Consider the following 15,495-nt stretch of genomic DNA (forward strand, 5'->3'; position numbering starts at 1 on the left):
TTAATAGTTCAAAATTCCAATTCTATATATGAATTCAGACTTGTGACTATTGCTAAAGTCCTGTGCATCTATGTACAAATCCTTGTCAATTTTTGCGTCATAAGACTTGGCAATGGATGTAAATAGTGCACGCGAACCCAGATTGTCCTCTGAGATAGTCGCCTGAATATATTTGACTTTGTCTTGTTGATTTTCTAGGATGAAATGAAGCATCTTTTTGGCCATCCCCTGTTTCTGAAGCTGAGGGTCGGTACATATCTGCCAAACGAATAAAGTGTTGTCCTCCTCTTGACGAGGAAGACAGGATGCAAATCCCAATATACCAGCATGATCTGGCGAAGTGACAATAGCACACTGGTCTTGGTACAGATCTGCTAGCATAAAGTAGCAGTATTCTGAATTGAGGTCTAAGTTGCCAGTACGTTTAATAAGTTTCCAAATTTCTTTTCCATCGCTGATCTGAGGTTTTCGAATTTTTATTGTCATGTATTTTTAGGCTTGAATTCGCCTGCTTGATTGATTGTGATTTCTGGCTCTCCTACCACGTTTTCACCAGAGGCGAGAATTGGACTAGAATCAACGTCTTCTGCCTCTATCGCTTTGATGAGCATGCCGAGTGAGTCCAATATTTTCTTTCTTTCGTCACCTGTGAGATCGGAGAGATTGTTTTCCAGTTTTTTATGCAAAAACATGGGAGAGTTGCTCAAAATCTCATCCCCCATTTTGGTCATTTCGATTTTGATGATGCGGCGATCCTTGTCAGAGCGCACACGCTCTACCATGCGTCTAGATTCTAGCTGATCGATGATGTTGGTCAACATGCTGGGAGATAGATTCAGCATTTTGCCGAGATCAGAGATGGATCTGGGGCCATATTCACTCAAATAATTGAGGCAGGTAAGCTGGGACGAATTGAGCCCAATCTGCTCCTTCAACCTGTTGGAATAAATGTCTACGGCTCGTATGATCTTCCTGATACTTGCGATAATCTCTTGTTCTATTTTCACTTTGCTTTGCTGTATTTGTTTTACACTGTAAAATAGTACAGCACTGAATCTTATGCAAAACTAAATAATCTAGTACAATTAAAAACATTTTAGTGGTGAAATATTAATTTATGTATCATAATGTCCTGTGTGATTAAAATGGAGGAGGTATTAATAAATCCATAGACTATCATTTCCCTCCACCCACCGACCAAATGCCCAATTTTAACAATACATAGTCTCCAGTTATTGACACAAGTTTTTAACTTGTCTCTATGACTCAAAATATCAAAACAGATAGGGAGACCAAAAGAAAGGTGTGGATGGTCTTTTTGATTTCCTTTCTCATCACGTGCTGTATCTGCTATGTGAGCTACGAGAGTTTTTTGGCGTTGACAGGTGCTATCAATCGTCTGAGCCAACCAGACGAACGGGTCGAATTGATCAATGAAACCTTTCAAGAAATCGTGGAGGCTGAAAACAACATACAGTCTTATATCCTCAGCAATGATGGTCGTTTGGAACGTGAGTATCTCATTCATGCCCGTACAGCCAAGTTGAAAATCGCTGAACTGAAAACTTTGCTCAACGATGATAGTCTTCAGCTGGAGAGAGTAGATTCACTAGAAATATTATATGAAACGAAGCTTTCTAATTTGGAGACTTTTCTGGAGCTCAAAAACAAGCGGCAGCAAGAAATGTTTACTGGTCAAGCGCTCAACAAAATCCAAAATCAAATGAATGACACTGCCGTGACAGAGCGGCAGCTCCTCAGAAGGGAATTCCTCAATGCTGAATTTACTCCCAAAGAAAAAGTGCTTGTGGTAGAGGATGAGAGCAAAGGGGTCAAGGGCTTTTTTAGGAAAATGCTGGGTAGTGAAGAAACATACGTGGATACCGTCAGAACGGTCAAAGATGAATTTTCACTCTCCAAACAGGTCAGAGTAGACACGACCGTGATCAAAAGCCTTTCTTATGATACGACATTGCTAGAGGTGAAAAATATTCTGTCGCAGGCACTAAAGGAAGAAAAACGCATGCAAAGACGGATGTCCGCCAAGGAATTGGAGTTGCTCAAACAAGATATGCGGTTTATATCTAATATCAGGGGGATCATTTATGCCCTGAAGCAACAAGAAAAAGCGGAGTCTGCCATCGCCAATCATGCAGCAACCAGAGTAGTTGCCAAATCTACTCTTTTTATCATTTCGGTAGGTCTCGTAGGGTTGCTCATGAGCGGAGGATTTCTATTCCTGATATTGAGAGATATCACAGGGTCATTTTATTACCGCATACAGCTCGAAAAGGAAAAAGCGAGAGCTGAAAAATTGGCATTGGCCAAAGAAGAGTTCTTATCCAATATGAGTCATGAAATTCGTACTCCTTTACAAAGCATCAAGGGCTTTTCCGAATTGATTGGACAGACTACACTTGATCCCAGACAAAGTCAATTTTTGACCGCTATCAAATACTCCAATGAGTACCTATCGGGATTGATCAATGATGTCTTGGATCAAGCCAAAATCGAAGCAGGAATGTTGGAACTATCCAAACAACCCTTTGATCTGCCCCGCATTGTACATGAGATACAGACGGTATATGGCAAAACGAGTGATGACAAAGGTGTCGTATTCAAAGTCAACATCTCAAGTGAAATAGAGGATATCGAGCTAGTAGGAGATGCGATGCGTATCAAACAGGTACTGATCAACCTGGTCAGCAATGCCATCAAATTTACCACAGAGGGGTTCATTCTACTCGATATTCAGGGCACGAAAAAAGATGACACCATGGAGTTGGTGATTCAAGTACAAGACACAGGCATAGGAATCTCAACAGAAATGCAAACGATAATTTTTGATCAGTTCACACAAGAAATAAACACAACAACTCAAAACTATCGAGGCACAGGACTAGGACTATCTATCGCCAAGAGTCTGACCGAAGCGATGGAGGGCAAAATCTCATTGGAAAGTGAGTTGGGCAAAGGCTCTACTTTCAAAATGGAGTTGGAGCTACCATATATCGAAAAACAGAAAAACAACACCATTGATTTGCCATTGGTATCTCTCCAAACCAAGTTTGCCGTACAAGTCTTGGTGGTAGAAGATGATGACTGGAACGCCACACTGATCAAAGAAGTTCTTTCACAATTGGTCAATGAAGTCAAGGTCTTTCAGCAAGCCCATTTGGCCCTGGAGTTTTTGCTGGAGAGCGAAAGTCAAGTAAATCTTATCTTGACAGACATCAAGATGGCCGGCATGGATGGAGCTCAGTTCTTGACGCAGGTTCGTGCGGCTGGTATTCAGACACCCATGATTGCATTGACAGCACACGTCCAGCCAGACAAACTCCAGGCTCTCAAAGACGAGGGTTTTGATCAAGTCTACAGCAAACCCTACAACACAAGCGACATTCAGCAAATATTGGCGCAGTATTTTGAGCCTGTACGATCTGACTCTGATGAAAGCCGCCTAGAAACATCCGATGAAAAAGTGTCGTCAGAAAACCAGTCCATTTTTGATTTTAGTCTCATATACAAATATGCTGGTGGAAATGAAGATACCTTCAAAAGCCTACTCAGCTCACTCCTCTCCAACAATGAAAGACAACTAAATGATTATCAAAACTATTTGGAAACTGACAATATGAGCCAAATGGCTGATCTCTGTCATCAAATGAAGACCAGCTATGACAATCTAGGATTGACCACAATCAGCGAAGCGCTCGCTAGCATCGAACTATTTCATCAGATAGGCAAGCTAGACAGGGCAAAAGCCTCTGCCGAAGAATTGTCAGCAGAGCTACATGTGGTATTCGAAAAACTCAGAGATCAACTCAAACGTCAATTTGATATTTAGTGAGTTTGTTGTAAAGTGTCTTTCGGTCGATATTTAGGAGTTTGGCCGTCTTGCTCTTGTTGTATTTGGTTCTTTCCAGCGTTTCCAAGATCAGTTGCTTTTCATTTTGTTCCTGCATCGCTTTGAGATCCGTTGCTGGTTGCTGAATCATGCTTTCCACTCCATGACCGTTTTCACTACTATAGGAAGGCACCAATATACTTTCATGCGCCAACTCTCCTGGCAATTGTGCAGAGGTGATTTTCGAACCCATGCTCAATAACACACCGCGTTTGATGACATTCTTTAATTCCCTCAAATTGCCAGGCCATGGATAATTCTCCACGATAGACATAGCATCAGCATCAAGACCCTCAACTTCACGATCGAGCTCTTCACATGCTTGGTGTAAGAACAAATTGACATACTCTGCTAGGTCTTCTCTTCGCTCTCGTAGTGGAGGAATTTTGATTTCAAACTCGTTGAGACGGTGGTAGAGATCAGCTCTGAATTCACTTTGACTTCCCGTCTCTTTGATATTTTCATTGGTGGCGGCAATGATCCGCACATCTACGTCTATTTCCTTTTCGCTACCGACACGTCGGACTTTTCTTTCCTGAATCACACGCAGGAGTTGTACTTGCACAGCGTATGGCAGATTACCGATTTCATCGAGAAAAATCGTCCCACCATTGGCTACTTCAAATGCCCCTTTCTTATCCTGAACTGCTCCAGTAAATGCGCCTTTTACATGTCCAAAAAGTTCGCTGGCGGCCAGCTCTTTGGACAGCACACCACAATCCAAAGCCACAAAAGGTTCTTTGGATCTCTTGCTCTTTTCATGAATCATTTTGGCAGCATATTCCTTGCCCGTTCCACTCTCTCCCAATATGAGTACAGTCATTTTGGTAGGTGCCACCAGTTGAAGATGCTCCCATAGTTTTAGTGAGGCAGGGCTTTTGCCCACCACATATTTTGGTGGAGAATCACTTTTTTTAATCGCTTTGCTTTTGGTCTCACCAGATGAACTTTTCTCTAATAGTGCTTGACCTACTGTGAGGAGCAACTCGTCTGGATTGACCGGTTTGGTCACGAACTCAAATGCGCCCAATTGAATGGAGGTAACCGCCGTACGGATGTCAGAGTAGTTGGTAATCAAAATAACTGGCAAATCTGGACGCTCCTCTTTGATGATTCGGATCAAGTCCAGACCATCCATGTCTGGCAGTTTGAAATCCGTCAAAACCAAGTCGATGGCTTGGGTCTTAAATGCTGCCAAGGCAGATTTGGATGAAAATGCTTCTTCTACTTCGTGATCTTGTCTGCGCAAAAAAGAACTGAGCATTTTGTTGAATGCTGGATCATCATCTACTACTAGGATTTTAGCCATATACAGGTTGAGCTATTGATGTGGTAATCAAAGATAGAAAAAAGTACATTCTCTATCATTACATTAACATTTTTTGGGAGGATAATCAATACAAACGTAATAAAGTGATCTTTAGCTTTTCCAAAATTTTATACCCAATCACTTTGCACGATTGGAATTTTTGGGTGATCGAAGATAGACCTTTGGAAAAGATCAACCCACGTACATACGAAAAAAGGAGCTGACGTTTCAGCTCCTTTTCAGGGGAATGATATATGAATAAAAGAGTGATGTTTCTTAGCTAATTGCTTTTTTGTTCACATAGTTGCCTTCTTCATCAAACTGGATTGCCCATCTGACGCCTTCGGCAGTTACTACAAATTCGTACAAAGTTTCGTCAGTAAGATCAACTTTGTAAGCTTCTTCTACTGCTGCAGTCTCAATGTTTGAATCTTGAAGACCTTCTTGTACCGCTTCAGGAACTTCTTCCATAGCGATCGCAGTTTTGTCTTGATCTTGTGACTCTACCATTTGAGTTTGATCTTGAGTTGGATCCATCTCCTCAGTTGGAGTAGCTGTTTGAGCAAATGCTGTTCCCATCACTGCAACTGACATCATTAACGAGGCGAATATTCTTTTTACATTTTTCATAATTGTATTTTTTAAAAGTGAAGTTTTATATTGTTTGACAGGTATATATTCAAAGCCATGCCAGATAAGAAAATATAATCTAATATCCTGATTTTCAGATATTTAAAATTATTTGTCTTTAAACTTATCGCTACCCAGACTGACTAACTTCACCTCAAACTGTGGAACATATCCACAGGGTGTAAAAAATATTATTCTAAAAATTTGCCCTGGTAGCCTAACGCTTGTTGGATATGAGCTAGGTGATGATTGGAGTGCCAGGCATAGATGCCAATAGTTTCTGCCAAAGTAAATCGCCTACCATGTTCGGGATGGATAAATTCCCGTTTCAAATCTTCTTCACTAAGATTTCTCTGCAATTGAACAAGACGATAGTGTAGTCCTTCTAATAGTGATAAAGTGTAGCTCAGGTCATTGTCTTGCGAATCGATCAATTCTGCCCATCGCTCTTCATGATAGGGTCGGATAGTTGGGGAGTCTTCAGTCAATGCTAGTTTGAAACGGATGAGACTATTCATGTGACTATCGGCACAGTGGTGCACAACTTGTTTGATGGTCCATCCATCAGGACGGTAGCGCCAATTCAATTGTTCGACAGAGAGATTTGTGGTAAGGATCTTGACTCGCGATGGGAATGCTTCGATATCTGCAACCCATTCTTTGATCTGGTCATTAGAGATTACTTCTGGTTTGATAAATTCGCCAATCGGGAATTTGAGTTGAGTTAATGCTTTTTCATCCATGCCCTAAAATAAGTGTTTCAGAGCAATTAACAAGAGCAGCTGGATGGTTGATATTTTCTCAAATAAATAACCCAGATGACAAAAAATGTATTGTCGGGAGACAAATTAAGTGAATACGGCATTACTGAGATATATTTACAGCTTAGACCATTATATTACAAGGCATGATCAAGTACATTCTATCAAACCTCCTCCTATTACTGACTGTTGCAGCTGCTGCGCAAGACACACTCATCACCGCTAGACTCGATACAATGGTAGGCCAAGTGACCTTGTATCCAGGTGGTGCCTACACTGCAGATCGAGCCATGATCAAAGTAGGCAAAAAGAAGAATAGGTTTGAGTCTTACCAAATCAAAAGCATCGTCAAGGATGACAAAACCTATATCGCAACCAAACTCGATGACAGGTACCAATTTGTAGAAATAGAAAAGCAAGGATATTTTTTGAGTCTATATAAGTACATCGATCTAGAAACTAATACCTCAGAATACTCAGGCAGGTTACTCATAAAATTGGACGGGAGTCAGCACAAAATCAGCAACATTGGTTTCAAAAAAAGATTGGCGGAGTTCTTAGACCAATGTCCATCCGTGCAAGACAGTATTGCTGGTGGTAGCTACGACAAATCAGATTTGTACCAAATCATCGATGACTACAATGAGTGTATCTTGAGTAAATCTCAACAAGAGGAACAAAAAACAGATGCAAAAGCTGAAAGCTCTAAAATCGCTAGTTTGATAGAACAAATCAATAACATGGATATTGAAAACAAGCAAGAGCTCATCGATATGCTCAAAGATGTCCAGCAGAAAATTGCCTCCCAGCAAGCAGTACCTGGCTACCTGCAATCAGCTATCAAAGAAAAGTTGGCTGGTGAAGACTCGTTGATCGAACTGTTTGATGAGGTCATCACATCATCCAAGACGACTACAAACTAAGACTTTCGGGCTGCCGTCCATCAGCGTAGTGGCCAATAGATATACAGAACCTCCGTCTTTGATGGAGGTTTTTTTTCGGATTTCTTGTACTGTGTTGGGGTAGTTTCGGACCGTGATGTTGGCTTTGTTGTCCGGCACATAATCTTTCAGCTTCTTCTTGTTCATCACAGTCACAGCCCCCAATTCAAAAACCCTACCTGGAAAATCATTGACTAGTATAGTGGAAGTGTAGAGATGCGAATTTCTATGGAGTTTTTGCAAATGATAGTTTTGAGCAACCGCTTTGAAAGCTCCCGTTTTCATGATCGATGCATTGGGCTCATAGATGTACTTCTGTGGCATGCTGTAATCACAGTCATCCCCTTCGCCGCTATACATAAAAGACAGAATGTCTTGCACCATACCTCGCAAATTCACTGCAAAAATCTTGGGTTCTACCTCACTACCACTTTCGATCTTGAAGAGTATTTCTTTACACTCATTGTCCACAGATATCACATGTATTTCTGTGACTGCATCCAATTGAGATAACGCCTGACGAATGTCTAGCATGGGAGCCAATTTCACCAAAACTTTGGCTCCCCTTTCTAATAGCTCTGGTAATAGTTGGGTCAAGTCTGGCTGACAATCTGTGATCTGATAGACGCGCTGGTTCGCACCATCACGCCGGGCAGGATCCAAATAATGCCAATCTGGTGTCACCGTCAGATTGCTCAAATATTCCTCCGCACTAGCCAAATATAATTCTACATTCTTGATGCCGAGTTGCTCAAAATTATGAGCGACGACTGGATGCAAGGCTAGATTTTGCTCCACATAATACACTTGTCGAAAACGCTTGGCGAAGTAATAAGTATCAACTCCAAAACCACCCGTAAGATCAGTGATTGATTTTCCATCCATCAAATTCGCCTTGTATTGGGCAGTGATCTCGGAGGAACTTTGCTCTAGGGATACACCTGGTGGATAGATGATGGTAGGTTCTGCGGAGAATTCAGGCAATTTGCTCTTCGCCTTTTGAAAGCACTTGATCTGATGAGCCACCAATGCCACAGGTATTTCAGGAAATCTAGCAGCTTGCAAAGCCAGAGTCACTGGGTCATCCTGTAGATGCTCTTGAATGAATTTTTGAACTGCGGGATTTAAAAGCTCTTCGATCATAAACAAAAAAGGCTGACCCAAATTTATACAAATCCAGACCAGCCTCTGCTAAAATAGGAATGTCTTATAAGACCAAATTGTTTTCCGTCACATATTGTGCGATTTGAACAGCGTTGGTTGCAGCGCCTTTTCTCAAGTTGTCCGCGACGATCCACAGATTCAAAGCATTGGCTTTGGACTCATCTCTTCTGAATCTACCCACGAATACTTCGTCTCTTTTGTGAGCAGTCATAGGCATCGGGTACAGGTTGTTGGCTACATCGTCCTGGATCACCAAACCTGGCACTTTGGACAAAATTGCTTTCACCTCAGCCATTTCGTATGGGTTGTCAAACTCAATGTTGACTGACTCAGAGTGTCCACCCATGGTTGGGATTCTCACACAGGTAGCAGATACTTTTACTCTGTCATCTCTGAGAATTTTGACCGTTTCGTTGGTCATTTTCATTTCCTCTTTGGTGTATCCATTTTCCAAGAACACATCGATGTGAGGCAATACGTTCATGTCGATTTTGTGTGGATAGACCATAGTAGGTGTTTCACCAGCTCTTTCAGCCATCATTTGGTCAACAGCAGCTTTGCCAGATCCTGTGACTGACTGGTAGGTCGATACAATCACACGATTGATACCATATTTTTTGTTCAATGGCCCCAAAACCAATACCATCTGAATAGTCGAGCAGTTGGGGTTGGCGATGATGCGGTCATCGATGGTGATGGCGTCACCGTTGATCTCTGGTACGATCAATTTTTTGGTTGGGTCCATTCTCCATGCAGAAGAGTTGTCAATGACGATGGTTCCTACTTCGGCGAATTTGGGTGCCCACTCTAGTGAAGTACCTCCTCCCGCTGAGAAGATCGCGATATCTGGCTTGGCTGCTACAGCATCCTCTAGACCAATCACGGTGTAAGTCTTACCATCGTAATCCACCTGCTTGCCCGCAGAGCGCGCTGATGCCACCAATAACAATTCATCGTATTCAAAATTTCTTTCTTTGAGCACTTCCAAAATCTCATTTCCTACAAGACCTGTTGCTCCTACTACTGCAAGTTTCACTGTATTTTCGTTTTAATTGTATTCAATATCGGATGGCAAAATTACTGGAATTCAAAGAACTACCAACCCGATATTGTGCTCTTCATTAATAATTGTCAAAAAACCATTCTCTTTGTTAAATATTTAACCCCTTTGTTCCCTGTGGTTATTATTTAAGCAAGAATGAATCATCTTTAGGACCAAACGTCATTTCCACGTCACTACTTCGTCTATGCATCTTCTGGTTTTTTCTCTTGGTTCTACGACACGGTAGCCAAAAGCCAACATGTACGATATGCCATATTTGTCAGTATCAATGCCCAGTTTATCTTTGAGAATCTGCTCGGTGGTTTCTTGTTTGAAACCCTCGATCGGACAGCTGTCTATCCCGATCATCGCTGCAGCAGTCATCATATTTCCCATCGCGATATAGCTCTGCTTTGCCGCCCAGTCAAAGAGTCTACGATCGTCTGTCAACTCAAAATCTGATTTCTGGTATTGCTCAATGAATTTACTCTTGCCCTGAATGACTTCTTCTGGCAAGTCTTGCACACGCCTCATGAAATCCTGTAGGTAAGCTGTGTCCCACTTCATCAAGGTTGATTTCATGGTCAGTCCCAGCAAGAAATGACTGGCGGTATCAAGTTTTTTGGGAGCTCCCCACGCATTTTCTTTCAATGCCTCCCGCAGTGCAGGGTCTTGGACGACCACAAAGTGCCAAGGCTCTAGGCCGAAAGAACTAGGCGAAAGACGGGCAGTTTCGAGGATAAAATCAAAGTCTTCTTTGGGGATAATTTTGTTTGTGTCAAATTCTTTGCAAGCATGTCTGTAACGGAAAGCACTGAGTATTTCTTCTTTTGTCATGAGTTGAATAGTATGGTGTTGGAATTAAAATTAGTCTTTATTCTCGTTCTTCGTTTACCCTTTGGGTTCTAAAAGGTTTGGAAATAAAGAAGTCACAATTCATTTCTTCGCTATTTTTATATTTCAGACAACCGATAAATCCCCATGGACTCAGTACTCAATTACATTCATACCAAAGAGGCACAACAATCTGTCTTGCTTCTGGCGCTGCATCGAATGATCACGGATCATCCCAAAGTGCAAGCCAAAATCAGTTACAGTATTCCTTGCTATCGGCTCAAAAACCCGATTTGCCATCTGAACCCTCTTAAAAATGGAGGAGTGGAGATTGTCTTTTGGCGCGCCAGAGAGTTGTCTAATGAAAGTGGTATCCTAGAATTCAAGGATAGAAAACGAATGGCTGGGATCAGTTACTATTCACTCCAAGAAATAGATGCTGATGAGTTGCGTCAAGTACTACAAGAGGCATATTTGCTAGATGAGACCACAGAGCATAAGCCAATGAAATTGAACAAAAGGTGAGCGTTCCGCAATTTCTACAATCAACATACCTGAAATGAGCTGGAAATAAAAAGGTCCTGCCAATGCAAATTGACAAGACCTCTTCAAAATCTACTCTGCCTGATGTTAGTAAACCAAAGTCAATTTCAAGTTTTCCTCCACCAAGATTTTACCTGAATTGCTGATTTCATTGTTGGCATGTGTGTTGTTTTTTGCTCCCCAAAGCAATGCTACCAACTTGATTGGGTTGTTGCGGAAGGTATTGCCTTCAATGTTGACATTGACAATTCCTCTGCTGTTGATCAATATACCCGTACTCTCTTTGGAGCCACTCTGAGTGAAGGTGCTGTTGGTCACCGACAAGTTGCCACCGATGGTCGACTCGTCGTATCCGCCTCTATAGTAGTCTACCACGTTGGCTTTCACATCATCGAAGGTACAATGATCAATCGTCAAAAACTCCACATTGTAATCTCCTTTGTCATTGGTTTCTTGCGACAACTCGATTCCATTCTCACAATTTTGGATCACCGTATTGATAAAGCTGATTTCTTCGGCGAAGGTTTCTTTGTATGCTTTCAACACGAAATCGAAATCACGGATTTCGCAACCATTGACAGTCAGATTGTAGTGGCTAGACATGTTCTTTTGCAAACTAGCAAAAGCCTGTTGTGTGCCTGTCCCTGACAATTTCACCTTAGCAAGGGTCAATTCCCCTTTTGGGTTCATAGCAAATGCCGGCGTACCCTCCGCTCCTGTGTAGACGATTTGAGCAGGATTGTTGTCATCTTTGGACTGAATCGTAATGGCCTTATTGATTGCCAATGATTCACTCAACTGGTACTGACCCGCTGCTAGGAGAATCACATCGCCAGCTTGTGCAGCAGCTATTTTTACAGCCAAATCATTGTCCTCTGGTTTGACTTCCAAAATGCTTGGTTCTCTTTCTTCTTTCACATTCGAATACCAGTCTGCCCCATATTTGGTTTTGTCTAGTATCATCGGATCTGCGACAGGAGCCTTGGTCATCGCTCCTATGCTTGTATCATTTTCTCTAGAGTTTCCGAAAATGTCCGTCTTGATTTGATCAAACTCAAAACCCATGTATGCTTCCATCGCGGTGGTTGTAGTGGGCATAAACACGTTTTCACCTACTTTTTCCAGTTGCAAATCTGCTGTGCTTAATCCCTTTCTACCAGCAAAGCTTACACCTTGATTTTGGATAAAATTGCTGGCGAAGGTAACACCATCTGCTTGATCATGTTCTACGATTGGAGATGGGTCTCCTTGTTCGTTGTAAATGAGATTGTTGGCGACCACAGTACGGATCGGTCTTGCAGACCTGATTTCGGAGAGCGGCAATACTTCCTTTTGACTGATGTTGGTACCTACACCAAACTGCCATGGAGAGGGGCAGTTGACATACGTATTGTAAGCAACCACGACATCTGTTACTTGATTGTAACGATTGAGGGGAGATTTTGGAATCCCATTCATTACTGCAAGCGGGCTTCTAAAGCTCTTGCCTATCAAGTTATAAAAATAATTGTTGGTCACGACGTGTCCTGTGTTGATCAAACGAATCCCGCCAACATTTTCTGATTTGCCATCACCAATGAAATAGTTGCCATCGATGATACAGTAGTTACCGTGACGAGTCACGAGAGATCCCTCACTTTTGTAGAATACGTTATTTCTGAATTCGTTGAAATTGGTCTTACTTGAAATCACTTCTACTTCACCATTGCATTCCTCAAAGAGGTTGTTGGCTACTGTCGTATTGCTTGGCGACATGGAACTAAAGCTATCCCCCAGTTGTATAGTTTCGCCTTTTGGTCCTCCCTTTCTAGGGCGAGGTCCGAAGTGGTTGTTGACAATTTGGTGAAAATTCTTAATGTTTTTTCTTCCTTTGATCTCTACCCTGACTGTTGGGCCTTCGTTTGCCTTTCCTGCTAGGTAGCAATGATCCATTTGGTTGTTTCTACCCCAAAACTCAACCCAGTGATCCATTTTGTCTCGACTCAATTGGTTGTATCCATCGATTACCGAATTGGTAAAACGACAGTGGTTGGCCACTTGGTCCTTGTCAAATTTGAAATCTATCACTGTATTGGAAGGTGTATAGCCATTTCTAAAGTAAAGGCCACTGACCACCAAATATTGTCCACCAAATTTCAGATCCGAAATCCCTTCGATGAATACCTGTCCTGGTGTTTCGGCACGTAGTGTTATGGGTTGATCTTCGGTTCCTTGTCCATCAAATCTGATTTGGATATCTTTCCATACGCCATTGGCCATGATGATCTCATCACCTGCTTTGGCACTGTCAATTGCCGACTGTAACTCTACCGCATTTGTCACTACTAGCCCTTCCTTCTTCTCTGTCTTTTCTTGACAAGCTACTGCCAAGAAAAACAACCCTGCTAGTAAAATAATGTTCCTTTTCATTGCTCTTATTCTTTGAATTAAAATTCTATACTTCCTTTTGTTAAGCCTCGTTCCAAAGCCGTTGTACGGCTTGCAGATCCTTTTTCATGGCATCAAATACCACTTTTTTGTCTACTGTTATGTCTCGGTTTCCTTTTTCTGCTCCACCCAATGGATATTCGAGATGCAGGGAGACTGGTGGTTTCAAACCATAGTTTTTTAAAATTCTAAAGTACTTTTTGAAATCTACCATTCCTTGTCCTATAGGTACATTGATTGCCTCCCAATCACCATCTACTTTGCCCCACTTGTAATCTTTCAGTACGATAACCTTGATTTGTGATTGTAAAAGTTGGAGTCCGTTTTGCCAAGAAAATCCTCCTTCGACCATGGCGTGGCGAATATCATATTGTGTCCCAAAATACGCAGGGTCTGCGCTTTCCAAGATTTTTTTGACCTCCCAATATGACGCTCCTACATGTCGACCTGCATGGTTTTGATAACATCCCACGATCCCAAGGGACTGGTTTAGCTCACTCAACTTTTGAATTTGTTGGGCATATTGGTCTAGCTGGACATCCATCGGTTCAGCATCGCTGTATTTAAACCAGTTGGTGCGATAGTATTGTACGCGCTCTTTGGCTGCCGTCTGGATGACCTCTACATCTAGTGGGTTGCTGATTTTTTCGATACTGGTGGTGATCATCTGGCATTGAGAGCCACCAGCTTCAATTTCTCTGATCGCTTTGGGTAGATCCGCTTTTACAGACATGGGTTCCACGTGTCCTTTGGGTCTGACAGTCAGGTCTACACCATTGAAACCCATCTCAGCAGCCATCGACCCTGTGTCCTTGTAATCCAAAAACTGCAAGTGTTTGGAAAAAATGCTGACATGCAAGTTTTCATTCTCAAGATGAGAATCCCATGAAAATAAGGGTGTCGGCAGCAAAGGAATCAATCCTGCCGCCAATGATGTTTTCTTTATAAAATCTCTCCTAGAGGTCTTCATCAAGTCTTCCGTCTTCATGTTTTCAAAGCCATTTTTGGATTCCCAAAAATTGGTCAACCAATATAGAGAGATTATCCGAAAACAGAAAATAATAGGAAGACTAACCTAAATTTAACGAAAGTAAAAACGGACAACTGATCCAAGTGTAACGATATTTTGGAATGAATAAATGCTCTAAATGAAAGTATGTGCCACTTCAAATTGTTTTTCATTCCTTAATCTCAATTGAGGTTGATGATCTGGGTCTGTTGTGTTCTAATCCATACAAGGGATGAATGCATATAAGTCTCCAAAAACATGGTGCAATTATTTCTCGATTAAATCTGAGTTGATATAATACTCGTATATTGAGTAATTCCAATGATTAAACCAACAAATCAAATGTCAGAAAGTATTTCGATTGAACTCAATGCTGTTGCACCCATTTTTGATCTCATTGATATTTTTAACCGTCCCGTCAATTTGAAGGACTACCGAGGCAAAAGAGTCTTGGTGGCGTTTTTTAGACATGCGGGTTGCCCATTTTGCAACATACGTGTACACCGACTTCAAAAAAAACATGAGGAATTCAAAGCGATGGGTTTGGAAATGATTTTCTTTTTTGAGTCTGAAGCCAAAGTGCTATTGTCACATGAGTTTCATCAGGCAATCAACCCGATTCCTTTGATTTCTGATCCTGACAAAGTGTGGTACAACCAGTATGGAGTGGAGAGTTCTGCGCTCAAGTCGGGCATAAGTCATGCCACTACTTTCTTCCAAACTGTGGTTCAAGCCAAGATGAAAGGGTTGCCTGTCCACATGATGGAAGGCAAAGAGTCGATTAAAACCATACCTGCAGAATTTCTCATTGATGAAAAAGGCATTGTCAAAAAGGTACACTATGCCCGCAGTTTGACTGATCGTCTGGGGCTTGATATCATTGCCAAATTTGCGGAAACGGGTGCGGCATAGTTTTACTCACTGGGCT

The 15,495-nt window shown here is 41.8% G+C and carries 14 protein-coding genes; 4 read left to right on the forward strand and 10 right to left on the reverse strand.

What is annotated here, in order from left to right; all coding sequences use genetic code 11:
• Positions 1 to 486 carry a diaminobutyrate acetyltransferase gene (gene ectA / locus N6H18_RS05265; protein WP_262310789.1) on the reverse strand — a complete coding sequence of 162 codons (486 nt, stop codon included), beginning with the start codon at positions 484 to 486 and terminating at the stop codon, positions 1 to 3.
• Positions 483 to 1,007, reverse strand: coding sequence for a MarR family winged helix-turn-helix transcriptional regulator (locus N6H18_RS05270; RefSeq protein WP_262310790.1), 525 nt, complete (start codon positions 1,005 to 1,007; stop codon positions 483 to 485). The genes ectA and N6H18_RS05270 overlap by 4 nt, the downstream gene beginning before the upstream one ends.
• Before the next feature lie 254 nt (positions 1,008 to 1,261).
• Between N6H18_RS05270 and N6H18_RS05275 the strand changes: the two genes are divergently transcribed.
• Positions 1,262 to 3,847: a hybrid sensor histidine kinase/response regulator gene (locus tag N6H18_RS05275; protein WP_262310791.1), complete on the forward strand. Its 2,586-nt coding sequence runs from the start codon at positions 1,262 to 1,264 to the stop codon at positions 3,845 to 3,847.
• Here the strand turns inward: N6H18_RS05275 and N6H18_RS05280 are convergent.
• From N6H18_RS05280 to N6H18_RS05290, 3 genes are all read right to left on the reverse strand, one after another.
• Entirely contained in the window at positions 3,825 to 5,216 is a 1,392-nt protein-coding gene (locus N6H18_RS05280; protein WP_262310792.1) for a sigma-54-dependent transcriptional regulator, read from the reverse strand. The two genes, N6H18_RS05275 and N6H18_RS05280, sit on opposite strands and share 23 nt — an antisense overlap.
• A 276-nt stretch (positions 5,217 to 5,492) precedes the next feature.
• On the reverse strand, positions 5,493 to 5,846 hold the full coding sequence (locus N6H18_RS05285) for a hypothetical protein (RefSeq protein ID WP_262310793.1): 354 nt from the start codon (positions 5,844 to 5,846) through the stop codon (positions 5,493 to 5,495).
• Positions 5,847 to 6,037: 191 nt separating this feature from the next.
• A complete protein-coding gene (locus N6H18_RS05290) occupies positions 6,038 to 6,589 on the reverse strand; it encodes a YfiT family bacillithiol transferase (protein ID WP_262310794.1) in 552 nt (183 codons plus the stop codon).
• 164 nt (positions 6,590 to 6,753) lie between these two features.
• Between N6H18_RS05290 and N6H18_RS05295 the strand changes: the two genes are divergently transcribed.
• On the forward strand, positions 6,754 to 7,530 hold the full coding sequence (locus N6H18_RS05295; protein WP_262310795.1) for a hypothetical protein: 777 nt from the start codon (positions 6,754 to 6,756) through the stop codon (positions 7,528 to 7,530).
• Here N6H18_RS05295 and N6H18_RS05300 read toward each other — a convergent pair.
• The 3 genes from N6H18_RS05300 to N6H18_RS05310 form a co-directional block, all read right to left on the reverse strand.
• Positions 7,507 to 8,691: a class I SAM-dependent methyltransferase gene (locus N6H18_RS05300; protein WP_262310796.1), complete on the reverse strand. Its 1,185-nt coding sequence runs from the start codon at positions 8,689 to 8,691 to the stop codon at positions 7,507 to 7,509. The genes N6H18_RS05295 and N6H18_RS05300 overlap by 24 nt on opposite strands.
• 64 nt (positions 8,692 to 8,755) lie before the next feature.
• Positions 8,756 to 9,748, reverse strand: a complete 993-nt coding sequence (locus N6H18_RS05305; RefSeq protein WP_262310797.1) for an aspartate-semialdehyde dehydrogenase — start codon at positions 9,746 to 9,748, stop codon at positions 8,756 to 8,758.
• Positions 9,749 to 9,934: 186 nt separating this feature from the next.
• Positions 9,935 to 10,591 carry an NAD(P)H-dependent oxidoreductase gene (locus N6H18_RS05310; RefSeq protein WP_262310798.1) on the reverse strand — a complete coding sequence of 219 codons (657 nt, stop codon included), beginning with the start codon at positions 10,589 to 10,591 and terminating at the stop codon, positions 9,935 to 9,937.
• A gap of 144 nt (positions 10,592 to 10,735) precedes the next feature.
• Between N6H18_RS05310 and N6H18_RS05315 the strand changes: the two genes are divergently transcribed.
• Positions 10,736 to 11,113, forward strand: coding sequence for a DUF1801 domain-containing protein (locus N6H18_RS05315; protein WP_262310799.1), 378 nt, complete (start codon positions 10,736 to 10,738; stop codon positions 11,111 to 11,113).
• Between the two features lie 105 nt (positions 11,114 to 11,218).
• Here the strand turns inward: N6H18_RS05315 and N6H18_RS05320 are convergent, their stop codons facing one another.
• Positions 11,219 to 13,540, reverse strand: a complete 2,322-nt coding sequence (locus tag N6H18_RS05320) for a chondroitinase-B domain-containing protein (protein WP_262310800.1) — start codon at positions 13,538 to 13,540, stop codon at positions 11,219 to 11,221.
• A gap of 40 nt (positions 13,541 to 13,580) precedes the next feature.
• The gene (locus N6H18_RS05325) at positions 13,581 to 14,546 is read right to left on the reverse strand and encodes a sugar phosphate isomerase/epimerase family protein (RefSeq protein ID WP_262310801.1); all 966 of its coding nucleotides are present in this window, start codon (positions 14,544 to 14,546) and stop codon (positions 13,581 to 13,583) included.
• Between the two features lie 363 nt (positions 14,547 to 14,909).
• Between N6H18_RS05325 and N6H18_RS05330 the strand changes: the two genes are divergently transcribed.
• The gene (locus tag N6H18_RS05330) at positions 14,910 to 15,479 is read left to right on the forward strand and encodes a peroxiredoxin-like family protein (protein WP_262310802.1); all 570 of its coding nucleotides are present in this window, start codon (positions 14,910 to 14,912) and stop codon (positions 15,477 to 15,479) included.
• The last annotated feature ends 16 nt before the right edge of the window (positions 15,480 to 15,495 follow it).

Origin of the sequence: Reichenbachiella agarivorans, assembly GCF_025502585.1 — a bacterium.
Taxonomy (GTDB): Bacteria; Bacteroidota; Bacteroidia; order Cytophagales; family Cyclobacteriaceae; genus Reichenbachiella; species Reichenbachiella agarivorans.